Annotated in this window: 20 protein-coding genes; 14 read left to right on the top strand and 6 right to left on the bottom strand. The window is 45.4% G+C overall.

What is annotated here, in order from left to right; genetic code table 11:
* Nucleotides 1–44: 44 nt before the first annotated feature.
* Nucleotides 45–716: a DUF2461 domain-containing protein gene (locus tag NFI80_RS05225; RefSeq protein ID WP_233798098.1), complete on the bottom strand. Its 672-nt coding sequence runs from the start codon at nucleotides 714–716 to the stop codon at nucleotides 45–47.
* A gap of 77 nt (nucleotides 717–793) precedes the next feature.
* On the opposite strand from NFI80_RS05225, the gene NFI80_RS05220 reads away from it, so the two are divergent.
* The 6 genes from NFI80_RS05220 to NFI80_RS05195 are packed head-to-tail and all read left to right on the top strand — an operon-like array spanning nucleotide 794 to nucleotide 4,522.
* Nucleotides 794–1,030, top strand: a complete 237-nt coding sequence (locus tag NFI80_RS05220) for a hypothetical protein (protein WP_235164652.1) — start codon at nucleotides 794–796, stop codon at nucleotides 1,028–1,030.
* Nucleotides 1,031–1,041: 11 nt separating this feature from the next.
* The gene (locus tag NFI80_RS05215; RefSeq protein ID WP_233798096.1) at nucleotides 1,042–1,365 is read left to right on the top strand and encodes a type II toxin-antitoxin system RelE/ParE family toxin; all 324 of its coding nucleotides are present in this window, start codon (nucleotides 1,042–1,044) and stop codon (nucleotides 1,363–1,365) included.
* A gap of 19 nt (nucleotides 1,366–1,384) precedes the next feature.
* A complete protein-coding gene (gene trpS, locus NFI80_RS05210) occupies nucleotides 1,385–2,362 on the top strand; it encodes a tryptophan--tRNA ligase (protein WP_235164653.1) in 978 nt (325 codons plus the stop codon).
* Nucleotides 2,359–2,934: a phosphatase PAP2 family protein gene (locus NFI80_RS05205; RefSeq protein ID WP_235164654.1), complete on the top strand. Its 576-nt coding sequence runs from the start codon at nucleotides 2,359–2,361 to the stop codon at nucleotides 2,932–2,934. Before trpS ends, NFI80_RS05205 begins: the two co-directional genes overlap by 4 nt.
* A gap of 39 nt (nucleotides 2,935–2,973) precedes the next feature.
* Complete coding sequence (locus NFI80_RS05200; RefSeq protein WP_026632910.1) at nucleotides 2,974–3,918, top strand: ribose-phosphate pyrophosphokinase; 945 nt, start codon at nucleotides 2,974–2,976, stop codon at nucleotides 3,916–3,918.
* Between the two features lie 37 nt (nucleotides 3,919–3,955).
* Complete coding sequence (locus NFI80_RS05195; protein WP_233798093.1) at nucleotides 3,956–4,522, top strand: 50S ribosomal protein L25/general stress protein Ctc; 567 nt, start codon at nucleotides 3,956–3,958, stop codon at nucleotides 4,520–4,522.
* Between the two features lie 124 nt (nucleotides 4,523–4,646).
* On the opposite strand, the gene NFI80_RS05190 is transcribed toward NFI80_RS05195, so the two are convergent.
* The gene (locus NFI80_RS05190; RefSeq protein ID WP_235164655.1) at nucleotides 4,647–5,573 is read right to left on the bottom strand and encodes a 2-hydroxyacid dehydrogenase; all 927 of its coding nucleotides are present in this window, start codon (nucleotides 5,571–5,573) and stop codon (nucleotides 4,647–4,649) included.
* A 95-nt stretch (nucleotides 5,574–5,668) separates the two neighbouring features.
* On the opposite strand from NFI80_RS05190, the gene pdxA reads away from it, so the two are divergent.
* From pdxA to NFI80_RS05160, 6 genes are all read left to right on the top strand, one after another.
* Nucleotides 5,669–6,778 (top strand): 4-hydroxythreonine-4-phosphate dehydrogenase PdxA, encoded by a 1,110-nt coding sequence (gene pdxA, locus NFI80_RS05185; protein WP_233798091.1) that lies wholly within the window; start codon nucleotides 5,669–5,671, stop codon nucleotides 6,776–6,778.
* 60 nt (nucleotides 6,779–6,838) lie between these two features.
* The gene (locus NFI80_RS05180) at nucleotides 6,839–7,726 is read left to right on the top strand and encodes a YicC/YloC family endoribonuclease (protein WP_233798090.1); all 888 of its coding nucleotides are present in this window, start codon (nucleotides 6,839–6,841) and stop codon (nucleotides 7,724–7,726) included.
* A gap of 3 nt (nucleotides 7,727–7,729) precedes the next feature.
* Nucleotides 7,730–8,353 (top strand): DNA-3-methyladenine glycosylase, encoded by a 624-nt coding sequence (locus NFI80_RS05175; RefSeq protein WP_235164656.1) that lies wholly within the window; start codon nucleotides 7,730–7,732, stop codon nucleotides 8,351–8,353.
* Between the two features lie 167 nt (nucleotides 8,354–8,520).
* Nucleotides 8,521–10,314: a tetratricopeptide repeat-containing sensor histidine kinase gene (locus tag NFI80_RS05170; protein WP_235164657.1), complete on the top strand. Its 1,794-nt coding sequence runs from the start codon at nucleotides 8,521–8,523 to the stop codon at nucleotides 10,312–10,314.
* A gap of 21 nt (nucleotides 10,315–10,335) precedes the next feature.
* Nucleotides 10,336–11,529, top strand: a complete 1,194-nt coding sequence (locus tag NFI80_RS05165; RefSeq protein ID WP_235164658.1) for a class I SAM-dependent methyltransferase — start codon at nucleotides 10,336–10,338, stop codon at nucleotides 11,527–11,529.
* A gap of 118 nt (nucleotides 11,530–11,647) precedes the next feature.
* The gene (locus tag NFI80_RS05160; RefSeq protein ID WP_235164659.1) at nucleotides 11,648–13,969 is read left to right on the top strand and encodes an efflux RND transporter permease subunit; all 2,322 of its coding nucleotides are present in this window, start codon (nucleotides 11,648–11,650) and stop codon (nucleotides 13,967–13,969) included.
* A gap of 85 nt (nucleotides 13,970–14,054) precedes the next feature.
* On the opposite strand, the gene NFI80_RS05155 is transcribed toward NFI80_RS05160, so the two are convergent.
* A complete protein-coding gene (locus tag NFI80_RS05155; RefSeq protein WP_235164660.1) occupies nucleotides 14,055–14,777 on the bottom strand; it encodes a proteasome-type protease in 723 nt (240 codons plus the stop codon).
* 180 nt (nucleotides 14,778–14,957) lie between these two features.
* Here NFI80_RS05155 and NFI80_RS05150 point away from each other — a divergent pair, with 180 nt between their 5' ends.
* Entirely contained in the window at nucleotides 14,958–15,653 is a 696-nt protein-coding gene (locus NFI80_RS05150) for an SGNH/GDSL hydrolase family protein (protein ID WP_235164661.1), read from the top strand.
* Nucleotides 15,654–15,731: 78 nt separating this feature from the next.
* Here the strand turns inward: NFI80_RS05150 and NFI80_RS05145 are convergent, their stop codons facing one another.
* From NFI80_RS05145 to NFI80_RS05135, 3 genes are all read right to left on the bottom strand, one after another.
* Complete coding sequence (locus tag NFI80_RS05145; protein WP_026632900.1) at nucleotides 15,732–16,055, bottom strand: 2Fe-2S iron-sulfur cluster-binding protein; 324 nt, start codon at nucleotides 16,053–16,055, stop codon at nucleotides 15,732–15,734.
* A gap of 2 nt (nucleotides 16,056–16,057) precedes the next feature.
* On the bottom strand, nucleotides 16,058–17,062 hold the full coding sequence (locus NFI80_RS05140; RefSeq protein ID WP_235164662.1) for an NAD(P)/FAD-dependent oxidoreductase: 1,005 nt from the start codon (nucleotides 17,060–17,062) through the stop codon (nucleotides 16,058–16,060).
* A 101-nt stretch (nucleotides 17,063–17,163) separates the two neighbouring features.
* Nucleotides 17,164–18,075 (bottom strand): diacylglycerol/lipid kinase family protein, encoded by a 912-nt coding sequence (locus tag NFI80_RS05135; RefSeq protein ID WP_235164663.1) that lies wholly within the window; start codon nucleotides 18,073–18,075, stop codon nucleotides 17,164–17,166.
* 84 nt (nucleotides 18,076–18,159) lie between these two features.
* On the opposite strand from NFI80_RS05135, the gene surE reads away from it, so the two are divergent.
* Nucleotides 18,160–18,894: a 5'/3'-nucleotidase SurE gene (surE, locus tag NFI80_RS05130; protein ID WP_233798082.1), complete on the top strand. Its 735-nt coding sequence runs from the start codon at nucleotides 18,160–18,162 to the stop codon at nucleotides 18,892–18,894.
* Nucleotides 18,895–18,938 lie beyond the last annotated feature (44 nt).

Raw genomic sequence — 18,938 nt, 5'->3', positions numbered from 1 at the left:
GTAATTTGGAATTGTGGACTAATCAGAAAGGCAGGCACTCAGATTCAGGACTCCGCAGGCTGTTCATATATAACATAATTCATATAATCCGTAAAAGGTTTAAGGATCGAAATGCCTTTTACGACCATTTTTCCAAAGTCCTTGGAAGCCACTTCTTTATCTGTGAAAGTGTGAGAGAAAAAAAGTTGCTTCTGTTTCAGGAGCTCAATCTCAGGATGATCTTTGGCGTAACCTTTTGGCGTCGTTTTCAAAGCCTCGCCTTCGATGTTCGGGTAATAGGCATGAAATTCTTTGTCATGGATAATCTGCTTCAACTCATCCGCATTGTAATCGATCTCCTGACGAAATCTGGCCAGTTGCTCGGGTGTGGTTTCCCACATGCCGCCGCCCAGAAACGTCTTGTTACCTGGCTGTATTTGAAGATAATAGTCGATTTTCCCGGAGCCCTTGCCACCCGGGCCGATGCCCGCACTCAGGTTATTTTTGTAGGGTGCTTTATTTTTTGAAAACCGGATATCGCGGTTGATCCTGAAAATACATTCTTTGACTTGCAAATTGCCCAGATCCTGAAACTTGCCCACTTCCTGGATCAGGTAAGCGACCAGTTGCTCCAAATCCGCCTTTGCTGCATCGTAATCCTTTCTATTTTGCTGGAACCAATCCCTGTTATTATTTTCGGCTAGTTGACTTAAAAAGTGAAGTGTTTTGGATTCCATCGTATCTTGGTGAAGCTATAAAATTCAAATTTACTACGTTTTGTGATTCAATTTAACGAATTTTGACAAATTAGAAATTGGAAAATCTCTTAAAAACTGATAATCAGGAGAAAGCTATGAACCGTCCATTTTTATTGAAGGAGTATACTAAAAAAACCGCTGTCGTTGTTCCAAATGAAGAATGGGAGCAATTACAAGCTAAGTTGAGGAAGCAAAAGATACTTGATTCGCTAGCCCGGGGATTGAAAGAAGTGAAACTTATGAAGGAAGGGAAATTACCAAAACCTCACATCAACGATTTATTCAAAGATTAGCACATTTATCAATGATTGAAATCACTTACACACACGAATTTAGACGAGAATACAAAAGGCTAGCAAAAAAATATCCGTCTCTATACACAGACATTCAAAAACTTATCATAAATCTGACGGAAAACCCAACTACCGGAAAGCCGCTTGGTTCTGAAATTTTCAAAATCAGATGGCCAGTAAAAAGTAAAGGGAAAGGCAAAAGTGGAGGAATTAGGATAATTACACATTTCATGTTCACTGACAACGAGTTAGTGTTAATTACCATTTACGATAAGTCCGAAAAAGAAACTATTCCTATTAAGGAAATTCGTTCTATAATTGATTCAACAAAATAATACCAGTAACAAACTATAAATGGCCAGAATCCTAACAGGCATTCAAAGTAGTGGAAGGCCCCATTTGGGGAATATTTTGGGGGCGATCGTTCCCGCTATTGAACTTTCAAGAAACCCTGACAATGAATCCTTCTTTTTTATCGCGGACCTTCATTCGCTTGTTTCTATTAAAGATGGGAAATTAAGACATGAATATGCACGTGCTATTGCGGCAACCTGGATAGCGTTCGGTTTCGATTTTGAGAAAAACGTTTTTTGGAGACAGTCCAGAATTCAGGAACATACTGAACTGGCTTGGTATCTCAATTGTTTTACACCGTTTCCAATGCTGGCGAATGCGACGTCTTTCAAAGAAAAATCAGAGAAGCTGGCGGATGTGAATGCTGGCTTGTTTACTTACCCGGTTTTGCAGGCTGCGGATATCTTGCTTTATAATGCGAACATTATCCCGGTAGGAAAAGACCAGAAGCAGCATCTGGAGATGACAAAGGACATTGCCACACGCTTCAATCAAATCGCCGGAGAGGAAATGCTGGTGTTGCCCGAACCGCAAATTGACGAGCGCATCATGACGATTCCGGGCGTCGACGGCCAGAAAATGAGTAAGTCTTACCACAACTACATTGATATATTCGTTCCGGAAAACGAGTTGAAAAAATCGATTAAAAAGATTGTTTCTGACTCCACGCCCTTGGAAGAACCAAAGGATCCCGAAACAGACATTACATTTAAGCTGTACAGCCTCATCGCCTCTGAAAGCGACGTTGCTACCATGCGTCAGAACTATCTGAATGGCGGTTACGGCTACGGGCACGCCAAACAAGCATTATTGGAATGTATGCTGGAAAAATTCGCTGAGCCGCGCCGCATTTTCAACTATTATATGGAAAATGAGCAAGAGCTGGAAGCCATCCTTGTAGCAGGCGAGACGAAAGCGCGCGCTATTGCGCAGGAAACGATTGCGAAAGTCCGTAAAGTTCTCGGTTTCAGCTCATGACAGAAAGCGTTGACATGCTGATCAATTCCGACCAGGATCTTTTTCTCTGGTTAAACGGTCAGCATGTGCCCTGGCTCGACACCTTAATGTATTGGATCACATACAAATACACGTGGATTCCCATGTACATTGTCCTGATCGCAGTCCATTTAAGAAAGGATTGGAAAAAAGGACTGGCAGAGCTCGCCGTTGTGCTGATTGCAGTGATCATTGCTGATAAGATCACATCCGGACTTATGAAGCCTTATTTCGTTCGGTACAGGCCTTGTCACGAACCCGAATTGCAGGGTTTGGTGCATCAGGTCACGGGTTGCGGCGGACTTTATGGTTTTGCATCATCGCATGCTTCCACAAGTTTTGCTGTGGCAATGACCTGGTTTGCTTTTTTACGGACAAAATTGCCGTACATGTGGTTCCTGTTCATCTGGGCCGCTATTTATTCGTATAGCAGGGTCTATGTAGGCGTACATTATCCCGCAGATATTGTGATCGGCTGCATGATCGGCCTGACGGTCGGGTGGCTTTGTTTGAAACTTTACCATACTTTTTTGACCAGATATTACCGTATCTGATCGATTTTATTTAATTTTGCGCAAATTTCAGTTTGGCCAATGGGTTCATTTAATACAGTAAAAATATTTTCGGGAAGTCAATCCGAATATTTGGCCAAAGACATTGCCAGGTATTATGGCAAAGAGCTGGGAGGTTATACATTAAGGAAATTCAGTGACGGAGAGCTTTCGCCCAGCTTCGAAGAATCGGTTAGAGGGTGCGACGTTTTCCTGATCCAGTCCACTTTTCCTCCGGCTGACAATCTGATGGAATTGCTTTTAATGGTGGATGCCGCACGTCGCGCTTCTGCTCATTATGTGACTGTAGTAATTCCTTACTTTGGTTACGCTAGGCAGGACCGTAAAGATAAGCCACGTGTGGCGATTGCTGCGAAAGTGGTTGCTAACCTGCTTACTTCTGTCGGCGTGGATCGTCTGATGACAGTTGATTTGCACGCAGGACAGATCCAGGGCTTTTTTGACCTTCCTGTTGACCATTTGGAAGGAACGTCTATTTTCGTTCCCTACATTAAATCCCTGAACCTCAAAAACCTGCTGATTGCGTCGCCGGATATGGGTGGAGCAGCGAGGGCGCGTAATTTTGCGAAGTTTTTGAATGTTGATATGATCCTTTGCGATAAGCACCGGAAACGGGCAAATGAAATCGCGAGTATGCAGGTGATCGGGGATGTGGAAGGCATGGATGTTGTACTGGTGGATGATTTGATTGACACCGGTGGCACACTTTGCAAAGCTGCTGAATTGATTATCGAAAAAGGGGCCAATTCTGTGCGGGCCATTAGTACCCACGCGATTATGTCGGGTAAAGCGCACGAAAATATTGCCAATTCTGTTTTGGAAGAGCTGATTATCACTGATACGATTCCTTTGAAGCAACAGAATGATAAAATACGCGTATTGTCGGTTGCAGAATTATTCGCAAAAGCCATCGGGCGTATCCGTGATCATGAATCTATTAGTTCTTTGTTTATAAATTATCAGTAAATTTTTTTATTTTTTATCTTCTTAATTAAATATTCTTATGAAAACGCATGAGATTGTAGGGTTTAAAAGAGCGAATCTCGGCAAGACGGAAGCGACCGAACTACGTTCACAAGGTTATGTTCCGTCTGTGCTGTATGGTGGAGCTGAGCAGGTTCATTTTTATGCACCGGCTATGTTGTTCCGCGAGTTGCTTTTCACACCGGATATTTTTAATGTTACGCTCAATATCGAGGGTACTCTATATAATGCCATCTTGCAGGAAAGACAATTTCACCCTGTTAACGACTCATTGATCCACGCGGATTTCTTGCAGATCGTTGACGGCAAAGAAATTAAAGTTGACGTTCCCGTTAAATTGACTGGTACATCATCTGGTGTTATGAAAGGTGGTAAAATGAACCAAAAATTGCGTAAATTGCGTGTACAAGGTTTGGCTGAGAACATTCCAGACTACGTAGATGTTGATGTAACTGAGCTGGATTTAGGAAAATCTGTTAAGGTTGGTGCAGTTAAGGCTGAAAATTTCGTTATATTAACAGCCGCAAGCAACCCGATTGCTTCAGTTGAGATCCCACGTGCACTGAGAGGTACACTTGGTAAGTAAGTATTTTATTTTTCATGGCTAATAGATGCAAACGTGCCGACCTTTGGTCGGCATATTTGTTTATAGCCGGTTCCGTTTTGACTGTGACAGTCACTGTTTGGTTTGTTGAAAGTCGATGTTTTGGTCAGATCCAGCTCCGTATCTGTTCAATCAACACTTCATTGATACGTACGTAACTCTCATGTGTCCAGCCTGCAATGTGCGGGGTGAGCACTACATTATCCGAGGCCCGCAGGTAATCGAATGTCTCCTGTTGCCCGTCCGTCAGTTTGCTGATCTTTTCATTTTCCAACACATCCAGACAAGCACCCAGGATCTTACCGGACTTTAATCCATTGACAACTGCGTCAAGGCTCACAGTTTCGCCCCGTGAAAGGTTTACTAAGTAAAAAGGCTTGGAAAAATTGTTTACAAAATCATCATTGACGATATAACGCGTAATCTCCGTCAATGGAATGTGCAGGCTTATAACGTCCGCTTGCTGCATAATCTCTTCCAGACTGGATTCAGTGGCGTAGGCGTCGCTGTAATTGTCACGGTATTTGTCATACGCAAGCACGCGGCAGCCAAATCCGCTCAGTCGCCGGGCAGTGGCAGAACCATTGTTTCCGTAGCCAATAATGCCCACGGTTTTTTTCAAAAGCTCCACGCCTCTATTTCCTTCCCGGTCCCATGTTCCGCTGCGAACCTGGCGGTCGGCCCGTAATATGTTGTTAAAAAGGGCAAGCAGCATTCCAACTGCGTGTTCAGCCACGGCATCGCGGTTCCCAGTTCCAGCGTGGAAAACTTCTATGTCGCGTTTTGCAGCGGCTTCCAGATCGATGAGGTCGAGCCCTGCTCCTGCCCTGGCTATAAATCGCAGATCGGTTGCCGCAGCAAGCATTTCTTCGTCAACATTCGTTTTGCTGCGGATCATGAGCCCTGCGTAACCCGCAATGTTGTCTAATATATCTTCCCGGCGGAATTCCGGGTGATAGGAATAATCCCAGCCTTCATCCCGTAACATTTCAAAAAGCGAGGGATGCATAGAGTCTGCGATCAGGATTTTCATAGGAGCACGGGATTTTTTGTAACTTGCCGGTCAGACATTGCGCAAAAGTAATACAGAATTACTCAGAAGAACAGTTACAACAGCATTAAACCTACATGAGCGATCAAATCAGCGATAAACCTGTTATAGGAATTACATTAGGCGATTACAACGGAATCGGGCCGGAAGTTATACTCAAAGCACTAGAAGGGAATCAGTTAGCAAAATTGTGCACACCCATCATTTACGGATCGTTGCGCGTGCTTAACCAGTATCGCAATCTGTTTGAAATGAAAGAATGGACTTTACACGGCATTCAAAAAGCAGATCAGGCCAATCCGAAGCTTACCAACGTCATCACTTGCTGGCACGACCATCAAACCGAAATCCAGCCAGGAAAGATAACCCCGGAGGCAGGACAAGGATCTTTTGCATCATTGAAAAGAGCCGTCGAAGACCTGAAAGAAGGAAAAATACAGGCGCTGGTAACAGGGCCGATCAATAAGGACAACATTCAGAGTGAAGATTTCAAATTTCCGGGTCATACGGAGTTTCTGGCGCAGTCTTTCGGCAAAGAAGATGCGTTAATGTTTATGGTCTCCGGCGAACTTCGCGTTGGCGTTCTGTCTGGGCACATTCCGCTTGACAAGGTCAGCACCAATGTTACAACCGAGAAGCTGACGGCTAAAATTGAGCAGATGTTGCAATCGTTGAAAGGGGATTTTGGCATAAAAAAACCCAAACTGGCCTTACTGGGGCTTAACCCGCACGCCGGGGAAAACGGTTTGCTTGGAAACGAAGAAATAGATGTCATTACGCCCGTAATCAAGAATTTTAAGGAAAAAGGCAACCTTGTATTCGGTCCTTTTCCGGCAGATGGCTTCTTTGCTGCCGCTACTTACAAGCAGTACGACGCTGTCTTAGCCATGTATCACGACCAGGGTTTGATTCCTTTTAAAACCCTTGCATTCAACGAAGGTGTGAACTTCACAGCCGGACTTTCGGCGGTAAGAACTTCCCCTGATCACGGAACGGCCTACAACATTGCAGGCAAAAATATAGCAGAACCCGGCTCCTTGCTTCAAGCCATTTACCTGGCATGCGACGTTTCCAGGTTCCGGGTGGTGAACGAGGATATTAATAAGCATGCATTAATTTCAAAACCACAACAATCTGAAAGCCAGCATCCTGCCAAGTCCGGGGGAAAGCAGCGGTTTAATAACTAACACTCGGCGGCTGGCTTACGGGGCGGTGCTTTACATCCATTTTACCTAGATCAAAAACCAATGTTAAAATCAATGACCGGATACGGTGTATCCAACATCGAATCCGATTCCATAAATGTTACGGTTGAAATAAAAACGCTGAATTCTAAGTTTCTGGACATTTACTGCCGCATTCCAAGGCAGTTTTCTGAACGCGAAATCGAGATCCGCAACTTGCTCACTCAGTCGCTTGAACGCGGTAAAGTTGAGTTTACATTGACAGTTCAGCCGGTTGGAAAAACAGTTGCTTCAACTTCTGTTAACAGAGCGCTGGTAAATGCCTACTATACAGACCTTTCTGATACTGCGTCAGCCATTGGGTTCAGCCCGGATTTTACGGAATTGTTCCGCATTGCGCTGCAAATGCCTAACGCTTATAATAACGAAACGGTTGATGATTCCAGCAAAGAAAATGACTGGACGCAGATTAAAGTGGCTGTGATGGAAGCGATCCGCAAATGCTCGGTTTTCAGGGAGCAGGAAGGCAAAATGACCTCTGACAAGTTCACAGAGTATATTAACACCATTCAAACTTTGCTGAACAGCGTTTCCGAGCAAGACAAATTAAGAATTCCGGCTGTTCGCGAGCGGCTTGAAAAGCAGATCAGGGAGCTTCTTGCGGATGATAACTTCGATACCAACCGATTTGAGCAGGAACTGATCTATTACGTAGAGAAATTTGACATTTCGGAAGAGAAAATTAGGCTTGCCAACCACCTTACCTATTTCACAGAAACATTGCAATCGCCTGAAAGCAACGGTAAAAAGCTGAACTTCATAGCACAGGAAATCGGCCGTGAGATCAATACAATCGGCTCGAAAGCGAATGATGCAACGATCCAGCATTTGGTTGTTCAAATGAAGGATGAGCTTGAAAAGATCAAGGAACAAACTATGAACATTATCTAACCGGTGCCGGATAGCATACTGCCATTATCTTTTTACGCTGCTTATGACACGCGCTCGCTGGCGGAGAAATTACTGGGCTGCGAGCTCGTTCATGAGAGTCCGGATGGCGTTACCAGCGGTATTATCGTTGAAACCGAAGCTTATCTTTCCGATGATCCTGCCTGTCACGCATACAACAGGCGCACAGCGCGTACGGAACCCATGTATGGGATTGCGGGCACGAGCTACGTATATCTGATCTACGGTATGTACGAATGTTTTAATGTGGTCAGCAACCACGAAGGCATCGGCGAGGCAGTGCTGATCCGCGCGTTGCAGCCCGTAAAAGGCATTGAGTTGATGGAATTGCGCCGGTCGCTGATCCCCGGCAAGACGGCCCCGAAAATCCGCACGAAGCAGTTGAAAGTAAATGAGTTGTGCAAAGGTCCGGGAAATCTGGCAAGGGCCATGGGCATAGAAAGATCGTTGCACAACAACATATTATTGACTGGCGGGCCCCTGTACATTCATGATCGGGAAGTGCAGGATCTTGAAATCGGATCGTCTGTACGCATTGGAATTAATGTCGGTAAAGAGTTGCTTTACCGGTTTTATATAAAAGACAACCCTTTTGTAAGTAAATTGTAATTTTTTGCGGGAAATATACCACATCCCTCACTTTTAAGGCCCGATAGTCCTGCGCTTTTATAATTACTTTTTATCTTTGGATCTCTAATCTACACTCGACGACCTATATGAAAACCTACACTTGCTGCTTCTGGTGGCCCATTTTACCCGTAGCGGCAGTTTAGTCTATGGGTAATTTGTACAGACTTTTAACGATCTTGTCTTTGGCAACGCTGGTAAGCGGGAGTCGTTGTACTTCTGTTTCTGACCATAATGATAGTGTTGGTGCAAAGAAAGAGGTCGTTGAAGCTGTCCCCGTCGAGGGTTTTGCAGAAGACACCGTCCTGATCTTAAAATATCACCAGTTCGCGAAAGAATATTTGTTTCAGGATGCTGAAAAGGCCATGTTTTATTCCAAACATGTGTTGAGACTTTCACAGAAACACCGGTGGAGCAAAGGTAAAATACTCGCTTACAATTTATTAAGCACTTACTATCTGATGGATGGCAGTTATGACGTGCTCCGGGAGCTCTCTAACGAAACCATGTCGCTGTCCAAAGACCTGCCCTTTTACACAGCTTACTCAAAGTATTTCCTTGCCGAAAGCTATTCTGAATACCGGCAGTGGGATTCCGCACAGATAAATTACCGGCAGGCCATCGCCATTTTTGAAGAGCTTGGCGAGGACAGCTCGGCTGCGACTTGCATCAATGCCCTGGGAAATTCTTACCGGGAAAAAAGCTTGTTTGCAGAGGCGATCCCCTATTATGAGCAGGCTTATGCGCGTTTTGACAAGATGAACTCGGATTGGGGCCGGGCTACGGTGCTCCAAAACCGGGGTTACCTGCACGTCATCCGGAAAGAACGCGAACAAGCGGAGGATTTGCTGAAACGCTCGCTTGTGCTGTTTCAGAAAATAAACAACCGTTACGGAGAGCTTAATGTACTGAATGATCTGGCCAACATTTATTGCCTGAGCAATCAGAACGAGCTGGCGATCACGACTGCCGCACGCGCGCTGGATTATTCAACAATATTCCACTCTTCGCAGCAGACCAACTGGGCGTTACTATCGCTCGCGCGGGCCTATAAGAACAAGAAAATGTTCCGGGAAGCGCTCGATTACATGGAAAAGGTGATCTTCAACCGGCGTATGCTTCACACGGAATATGTTCAGAGACAATACACCATGTTTCAGCTGAGCTATGACAATCAGATCATGGACTCGCAAATTCAGAATAAGATCATTGCCGAGCAGCGCACTGTGCAGCGGTTTCTGATTGGTTTTTCATGTCTGATCATTGCATTTGCTGCATTTCTCTGGTTTAACAACAAGAAACTGCGCAGGAAGAATGCGGAGATCAGCGAAGCGATGGCGCGTGGGCAAGCGATTGAGCGTAAACGTGTTGCAGCCGAACTCCATGACAACCTGGGCGGAACGCTTGCCTCATTGAACTGGTATTTGTTTGGTATTGATAAAAAAGTGCTTTCACCGGAGGAGCAAAAAATCTATGAAAGCGTACATCAGATGGTAGGCGCAGCTTACCGGGAAGTACGCAGCCTGTCACACAACCTGATGCCGCCCGAACTGGAAGAGCACGGGCTCGTGATGGCAATGCACCGGCTGATCGACAAGATGAACGAGAACAAGAATATCGAATTCAGTTTTAATGTTTCCGGCATGTCGCATCGTTTGAATAACAAGACGGAATTTGAGCTTTACAGCATTGTTCTGGAACTCACCAACAACATTATCAAGCATTCCGGCGCGAACAAGGCAAGCATTAACCTCACCGAAAACAAGAACATTCACCTGACGATCATTGACAATGGCAATGGCATGGTGGAGCCTTCGCGGCAAGGTGTAGGGCTTAAAAATGTGAAGAACCGAGTAGAAAGTCTGCGCGGGAAAGTGCAGATCATCAGTCAGCAGCCCAAGGGACTGAAAGTTGACATTGAAATCCCGAAGACCCTGATTTAACGAACAAGAGCATCCTTATCTATGAATATTTTGCCAAGAGTAGAAGAATTTATTAACGCATTTGAACAGAGTATTTCAAACAATTCCTTTATAAAGCTCTCCCTCGGGAATTATAAGGGATCTGAGGAGAACCTGAAAAACATTTATGTGAGAAGGGTTCTGATTAAAAAAGAAGAGAAGTTCAGTTTTACTTACCGATATAAGACAAGGGACATTGTCAAAAATTACAGTCTGGACGAAACCAGAACACTTTTTGAAGAGCTTATTGCAAAGGACTTCCACGTTGGCACACTCTTCACCGAAGCAGAAGAATTGCAATTCGAGATTCTGAAAAACAACAAAATTACCCTTAAAAAGAAGGTTACCGATACAAAAGAAGTGCCTCTTCCAGAACACGATCACAGCAAAAGCAGGCTGATCAGCAGCGAGAATAAAAGCTATTTGCATGAGCTGAACATTACCGACAAAGACGGGAATGTCTTCAAAAAGGCGCAGGATAAATTTCGGCAGATCAATCATTACATTGAAATTTTAAGCGCGCTGATTAAAGAAATACCTACCGATAAGCAGCTTAATGTGGCCGATATGGGCTCAGGAAAGGGTTATCTCACATTCGCCCTCTACGATTATCTGAAAAACGTCCTGCATGTCGACGCGCATGTTACGGGTGTGGAATTCCGGCAGGACCTTGTGGCATTATGCAACGAGATCGCGCAGCATTCAAACTTTGAAAATCTGCATTTTGAGGAAGGGACAATTGAAAATTTTGACAGCAAGAACGTCAATCTTCTCATTGCGCTTCATGCATGTGACACAGCCACGGACGATGCCATCTTCAAAGGCATTTCCGCCGGCGCAGACCTGATCGTCGTGGCGCCTTGTTGTCACAAACAGATCCGCCGGGAAATGGAAAAAAGCAAAACCGGGAACGATGTTCAGTTTCTTACCCGATACGGGATATTCCTCGAACGGCAGGCTGAGATGGTTACGGACGGGATCCGGGCAATGATCCTGGAATACTTCGGATATAAAACCAAAGTTTTTGAATTCATTTCTGACGCCCACACACCGAAAAACGTCATGATTGTTGGAACAAAAGACAAGCGCAACATGGCTGATCAGCCGGGAATACTTAAAAAGATTCAGGAGGCCAAGCAGTATTTTGGCATTGGTTACCATCATCTCGAAAAAATTGCCGGTTTGCAAAGTCTCTAAATGTCAATTGGATCGTCTTTTGTAAACATCTTCAAAGCCGGATATATCTCGTGAAAAGTCTCACTTTCGCTTCCCTGTCCGTATATTTGCACCTTTTTGTGGAACTGACTAATTTATTATGTGGAATAAAATAGCAACTTACATTATCCGCTACCGGCTTTTGTGGGTTGCACTGGTATTTGTTTCAACGGTTTTCATGGCATATCAGGCCAGCAAGATCGAACTCTCTTACAATTTTGCACGAATATTGCCTTCCAACGATCCGGTTGAAAAAGAATATCAGGATTTCAGGAAACTCTTCGGAGAAGATGGCAGCGTGATGGTGATCGGCTGGCAGGATCCGCAGCTTTTTGAGATCAATAAATTTCGCGACTGGTGCAAGCTTACCCAGCGCATTAAGAACACCGAGGGCATTAAAAATGTGCTTTCACTTGCAAATGTCTATAAGATCAACCGCAATGACAGCCTCCGAAAGTTTGACGTAGCGCCGGTTATCAAGCAAATTCCATCCACGCAGGCCGAGGCGGACAGCATTCAGAAAGAAATTGCCAACCTGCCGATTTACGAGGGACTGGTCCTCAATAGTAAAACCAATGCAACGCTCATCGTTGTAACATTCAACGACAAAGAACTGAATTCAAAGCGCAGGCTTACTATTGTCAGCGACATTGAAGCAATGGCCGAAGAATTCGGGACGAAATATCAGGCGGATCTGCATTATTCCGGGATGCCTTATATCCGCACAGTAAACATGAAAAAGATCTCCGGCGAAATGGAGCTATTCATGGGACTGGCAGTTTTTGTGACATTACTGATCCTTTGGGCGTTTTTCAGGTCGCTCAGACTAACATTGTTATCCATTGTTGTGGTGCTGATCGGCGTTGTGTTTTCTGTCGGGATTTTGCATCTTTTTAATTACAAAATCACTGCACTTACCGGCCTTCTTCCTCCGCTTTTGATCGTAATTGGTGTTCCTAACTGCGTCTTTTTAATCAATAAATACCAGGCAGAGCTCCGATCGCATAATAATAAGGACGAAGCTTTGCTTGAAATGATCCGGCAGATCGGCTTGTCGACCTTCCTGGCCAACATGACCACCGCGATTGGATTTGGCGTATTTTACTTTACAAACAGCATTTTACTTGTCGAATTCGGCGTTGTGGCGGCGATCAGTGTGATGGCTACTTATGTGCTCTGCCTGCTACTTTTGCCGATCACATTGCATTATATGAGCGTTCCAAAAGCGCGCCATCTGAAACATCTCGATGGTAGATGGGCCTCCGGTTTCCTTCGAAAAATCGATTACCTGGTGCACAATCGCCGTAAGGAAATTTATATGGCGATGGTTTTGCTGATCATCATCTCGGCTTTTGGAATGACCAAAATAAAGACCATCGGTTACGTTGTTGACGATCTTCCCAAGAAAGATGTCGTTTACACGGATTTGAGATTCTTTGAGAAAAACTTCAATGGTGTACTGCCGTTTGAGGTGATGATCGATACCAAACAGCCAAACGGGATTTTCGCTGACCAGGCCGAAGTGCTCTATAAAATAAAGGCTTTCCAGAATGAGATGGCCAAGTTCCCTGAGTTTTCCAAACCGCTTTCGGTGGTGGAAGCTTCAAGGTTTTTATACCAGTCTTACCGGGGCGGCAATGCTAAATATTATGCATTACCAGGCGTTTTAGAACTGAATAAGCTAACTGGTTACGTGCAGGACCAGCAGGGTGCGGCGAAGCAGTTGAATGCATTTTTGAGCAAAGACAAAAGCGTTACACGTGTCAGTTTTCAAATGGCCGACGTTGGTTCTGAGCGCATTAAGGAGCTTATGCAAAAAATCCGCCCCAAAGTGGATTCCATATTTAGTCCTGAAAAATACAAAGTGAGCCTAACAGGTCATAGCCTTGTTTTCCTTAAAAGCAATGATTATCTGCTTAGTAATCTGTATGAAAGCTTGCTGATCGCGATTGTTCTGATCGCCATTGTCGGCATGGTGCTTTTCAGGTCCATCCCGATCATTTTGCTTTCCAAGCTGCCTTGCTTGATCCCATTGGCCCTTACAGCCGGGATTATGGGTTATTTTGGCATTTATTTCAAGCCGACCACTATTTTGATTTTCAGCATTACATTCGGCATTGCGTCGGACGGAACTGTCTATTTCCTCACACGATATCGCGAGGAGTTGCACAAGAACGGCCTTACGCCTTCACAGGCTGTAACGCAATCCCTTTTCGGAACCGGGCTTAGCATGATTTACACGGCGGTGATCTTGTTCTGCGGATTTTCTATTTTCGCAGCATCAAGCTTCGGAGGAACGGCGGCGATGGGTGTGATGGTTTCCATTACCCTGCTGGTTGCCATGTGTACAAACCTTATTCTGCTGCCCGCATTACTGCTTTCAATCGCCAAGCGGCAAGGAAAGAATGTGAGGCCTACCTAATGTCCGGGTTTACAAATATCCCGTCTAGAAATTCACAATGACTTTATAAACAACAAAGGCTGCTCAAATGGGCAGCCTTTGTTGTTTATACTATTTTCTCGAAACTCTGATCCATCCATTCTTCGGGAATGTCGTCGAGCGCTTGTTTCAGCTTATCGGCCCAGATGTCTGAAATCTGTTCCAGATCTTTCTTTTCATAACGATGTTCAACAATTTTGAAGCTGTCCTTTTTGTAAAGGACCACGTCAATGGGAAAATCGACATCATTATTACTAACGCGCGTCGAGTCAAACGACAGGAAACCAGCTTTCAAGGCCTGCTTCATTGTGGATTCGCCGTTCAACACGCGGTTCAGGATGGCTTTTCCCTGGCCGGAGTTTCCGATGATCACATAGGGTGAACCTTCGTCGAGTTCCACCCAGTTCCCTTCGGAATAAAGCAGGAACAGTTTGTGATCCATATCGTCCTTCAATTGTCCACCAACGATGGTGTTCAGGTTGAATTTCAATCCTGCACGTTCCAGCGACGCCCTATCCTCTTCTGCAACACGCTTAATCTGCTCTCCGAACGCATTCACAGCTTTGTAAAGCTTATTATATACAACGCCTTCGCTAATCAGCTCTTCGAAATAATGCACCGCCTTATCCCGCACGGAACGCAGTCCGCTGGTCATGATAAAAAGCGAATAATTATCCTTTTGCGTTACATACATCTTCTTTTTTACAGTCGTATTGGTGCCAGCTGTAATGCGGGTGTCGGCCAATGCCACAAGCCCTTCTTTTACTTTTATCCCTAAACAATAAGTCATTATCTGCTAAAATTAAATCGCCCGAATCACCGTTCTGAAATGGTCATAAGCGGCTTCAACGAGATTAAATACGTTCAAAAGTACCAAAATGACCGATGGCACGGGCAAAAAACATACATTTAATGGTGATTTTTTTGAATTGGAACCACCGCAAAGCACTCCTGTAAACAAACAATCGAGATGAAGCTTCTTCAAATATTATTTTTATACACCGCGCTGCTTACCGGTTCCAGCAAAAAAGCGGATTCCGGTAATGCATATAATCCGGGCAGCACCGAACCTGGTGCAAAAATGCTTGCCTTAGGCGATTCCTATACGATCGGGCAGAGCGTTACGGAAGCCGAGCGCTGGCCGGTTCTATTGGTTAAAAGCTTGAAAGAGAATGGAATTCAGTTTCGTTCACCGGACATTATTGCCACCACAGGCTGGACGACGCGGGACCTTATTTTTTCAGTTGATAATGCCAAACCCGCGACGGGTTATGATCTGGTGTCGCTCATGATTGGCGTTAATAACCAGTTTCAGGGCAAAAGCATTGACGAATACAGAACCGAATTCCGCACTTTGCTAACCAAAAGCATCGCGCTAGCCAGCGGCAAAGTGGACCACGTTTTTGTGTTGTCGATTCCGGATTGGGGCACAACGCCCTACGGAGAAAGTGACCGTGCGAACATTACCAAAGAAATTGATGCGTTCAATCTGGTTGCAAAAGAAGAGTGTGATAAGTTGAAAGTCATTTTCATTGATATAACCCCCATTTCCAGGCAAGCATTAAAGGACCCTACCCTGCTGGCGCGTGATAACCTTCACTATTCGGGCAAAATGCACCAGCTTTGGGTTGATAAGGTTGTGCCGCTGATCAAGTCTAGGATATAAATACACTTCAAACTAAAAACCTCCGCTTTATGAAGGCGAAGGTTTATGCACTATATTCCAAAATTCTATAACCTTAAATTACGCTTCTTGCAAGGCTTTCAACCGGATCACCAGGCCGTTCATCTGATCATTGCAGCGGAGCTGGCAGGCCAGGCGGCTGTTTGATTCGGCGTCCGGCAAGGTGTCCAGCGTTTCCAGTTCATTGTCGTTCAGTTCGGGCAAACCTTCTCCTCCTTCCAGCACGGCAATGTGGCAGGTTGCACACAGTCCCATTCCGCCGCACGTCGCCTGAATGTCGTATTCATATGCTTTAAGCATTTCCATCAGGTTTAGCCCCATATCCACAGGCACTTCCAGCTCCTGACGGTCTCCGTTGTTATCTTCTACTTGAATATTTATCATGGCTAAAAAGCGTTAACTCCGTTGACAGTTGTGTATTTAAAACTTAATTTCTGATCCGGATACACATATTTAAATGCGCTCTGCATCATAGTGGCCGCCTCGTGGAAACCGCAGAGAATCAGTTTTAATTTGCCCGGATAAGTGTTAATGTCGCCTATGGCATATATACGCGGGACGTTGGTGGAGTAATCCAGTGTGTCGACTATAACGGCCGATTTTTCAACCCCCAAATTCCAGTCGGCAATCGGGCCGAGCTTGGGGCTTAATCCAAAAAGCGGGATAAAATGGTCGGTGGGAATGGTGGTTACGTTCTTATCATTGCCTGTAATCGAAATTTCTTTCAAAACACCATTTCCGCCCAGGCTGCTTACCTGGGATTGCAGGATTAAGTCGATCTTTCCTTTTTCGGCAAGCTCAAAAACCTTTTCGGCTGAATCCGGCGCGCCCCGGAATGTGTCTCCCCTGTGAACCAGTGTTACGCGTGAAGCAATGTCGGCAAGGAAAATGGTCCAGTCCAGTGCAGAGTCGCCGCCACCCGCCAGCACCACATTCTGGTTGCGGAACTGTTCAGGTTTTTTGACCATATAGTGCACGCCTTTGCCTTCGAAATATTCCAGTTTTTCAACGGCTGGTTTTCTGGGCTCAAAGCTTCCGAGGCCAGCTGCAATCACCACAACTTTGCAATGCACAGCAGTTCCCTCATTCGTACGGACAATGTAACTTTCATCTTCCTGCTTTTCGAGCGCTTCCACGCGCTCGCCCAATGTGAACCCAGGCTTGAACTCCTCGATCTGCAACATCAGGTTTTTAACAAGATCTTCGGCGATAATGCCCGGCGCACCGGGAATATCGTAAATAGGTTTTTGAGGGTAAATTTCGGCAAGCTGGCCTCCTACTACGGGAAGCGCATCAATTAAGTGGCAGCGCATTTTCAGCAAACCCGCTTCAAAAACTGCGAACAAACCGACAGGGCCGGCGCCTATAATGCAAATATCTGTGGTAATCATGAACGTGATGAGATTGAACTTTGGAATAATTTAATGTCCCAAAATTACCTCCTCACCGCATGCAATGCCAATCACCTTTGCTTATCCACCATAACCAAAAGTTATTGGTCTGTGCGTTTTGTTATCAGAAACTGCAACATGTTAGGTTGAATTTCAATGCGGACCTCAGCCGGGTTTTCGAGCTTGATGCGCTCATCATCAATATGCATATCCTTACCTTCCCAGCGCAGCGTAATATTCTTTGCCCTGACAGTCGTGAAGTCAAACTCCTTATCCTCGCCATTGATCAGCGCCAGAATGTATGTTTCCAACTTCTTCCTTTGCGTTTCCGGGATCATGACGATTTCCAGCTCTCCGTCTCCCGGATCTGCCGCAGGAGCCAGTACCAGATTGGGGCCGATAGACCTGATGTTCATGACTTCCACCATCAGGTATTTACCCGAGTATGAAACGCCATCTGCTTCCACCCTGCATTCCTTTGCATCGTAGTTCAGCACGACATCGTAGAGAACCGCCAGTGCCGCTTTCAGCTTTTCCTCCACCGTATCACCGATCTCATCTTCTATTTTCTCCATCACTTTCATCAGGCGCGGGAATACGCCGTAGCCAAAGCCTTCCAGGAAAAAACGGTCGTCCTTTAAGCCGTACACTTTACCAATGTCAAAGGGCTGCAAATGCACTTCGTGCCAGCGTTTGGCAATTTCTTTGGGTTTGCCGCTGATTTGCAAAGCCGTAGCAATGTTATTGGCCGTTCCATGCGGCAACAGGGCAAGCGGATATTGCTTGTCCAGCCGCTTCCGGGCCATAAGCGCTTTGGCAACGCGCCTTACAGTCCCGTCGCCGCCTGCAATGATAAGAAAATCTGTTTCTGTTTTGAACTGGTCCCAGCCTTCCTCTTTTACAGAGGAATATTCGCAATTAAAACCTTCCGCCTCAATCTGTTTCACTAGTTGCTTTTCGGAAAAATCATTATCCCCGGCTGTGGGGTTATGCAAAAGGTTTGCGTTTTTCATAGAAAGTATTTAGGATAACGTACCAGGCATAAAAAACATACCAGGCATAATTTTATTACCCTGAACCCTAAAAAAGATATCATTATGAAAATCCTGGTGACAAACGACGATGGAATATACAGTCCCGGACTCGCTGCCCTGGCAAAAATTGCGGCGCGGTTTGGAGAAGTTAAAGTGGTAGCCCCCGATGTGGAACAATCATCTATGGGCCACGCGATTACAGCTTCCCGGCCACTTTCTTACAAAAAATCCCCGATCGAATTTGACGGCATCGATGCCTGGCGCGTAAACGGCACGCCCGCAGACTGTGTGGCGCTGGGCCAGCACTTATGGGACAAGCCGGATGTGGTGCTTTCGGGCATCAACATGGGGCCAAACCTGGGAAACGCCATGTGGCATTCCGGAACGCTCGCCGCCGCCAAACAGGCCGTATTATTCGGCATGAAGGGAATTGCCCTTAGCACGCCAACCGATAAGGAGCCTGATTTCGACGCATTAGATCCTTTTGTTGAGAAAGCACTGGCCCTTTTATTTCAAAATGAACATTTGAACCTGGTAAATGTCAACTTCCCGCATGATCCGCAAGGTGTGCGCTGGACAAGGCAGTCGGTAAGGCTATACGACAACCAGATCGTGCCTGCGCTTGATCCTATGGGTCGGAAACATTACTGGTTTACGGTAATTCCAATGGAGCCAGCAGAGGAAGGAACGGACCGTTGGGCGATTGAAAACAATTTTGTTTCCATCACGCCGCTCCGCCTCGACCTCACCAACGAGGCCGACCTGGAAAAAGCACAAAAGGACTATCCTGTCAACTAGTTAAATGTTGAGATAAAGTTTCTGAAAAATACATTCTCCCGTCG

This window comes from Dyadobacter chenhuakuii (genome assembly GCF_023821985.2).
GTDB classification, from domain to species: Bacteria; Bacteroidota; Bacteroidia; order Cytophagales; family Spirosomataceae; genus Dyadobacter; species Dyadobacter chenhuakuii.
Note: the sequence above shows the minus strand (reverse complement) of the source record. Positions and strands in the feature narration are given on the sequence as shown.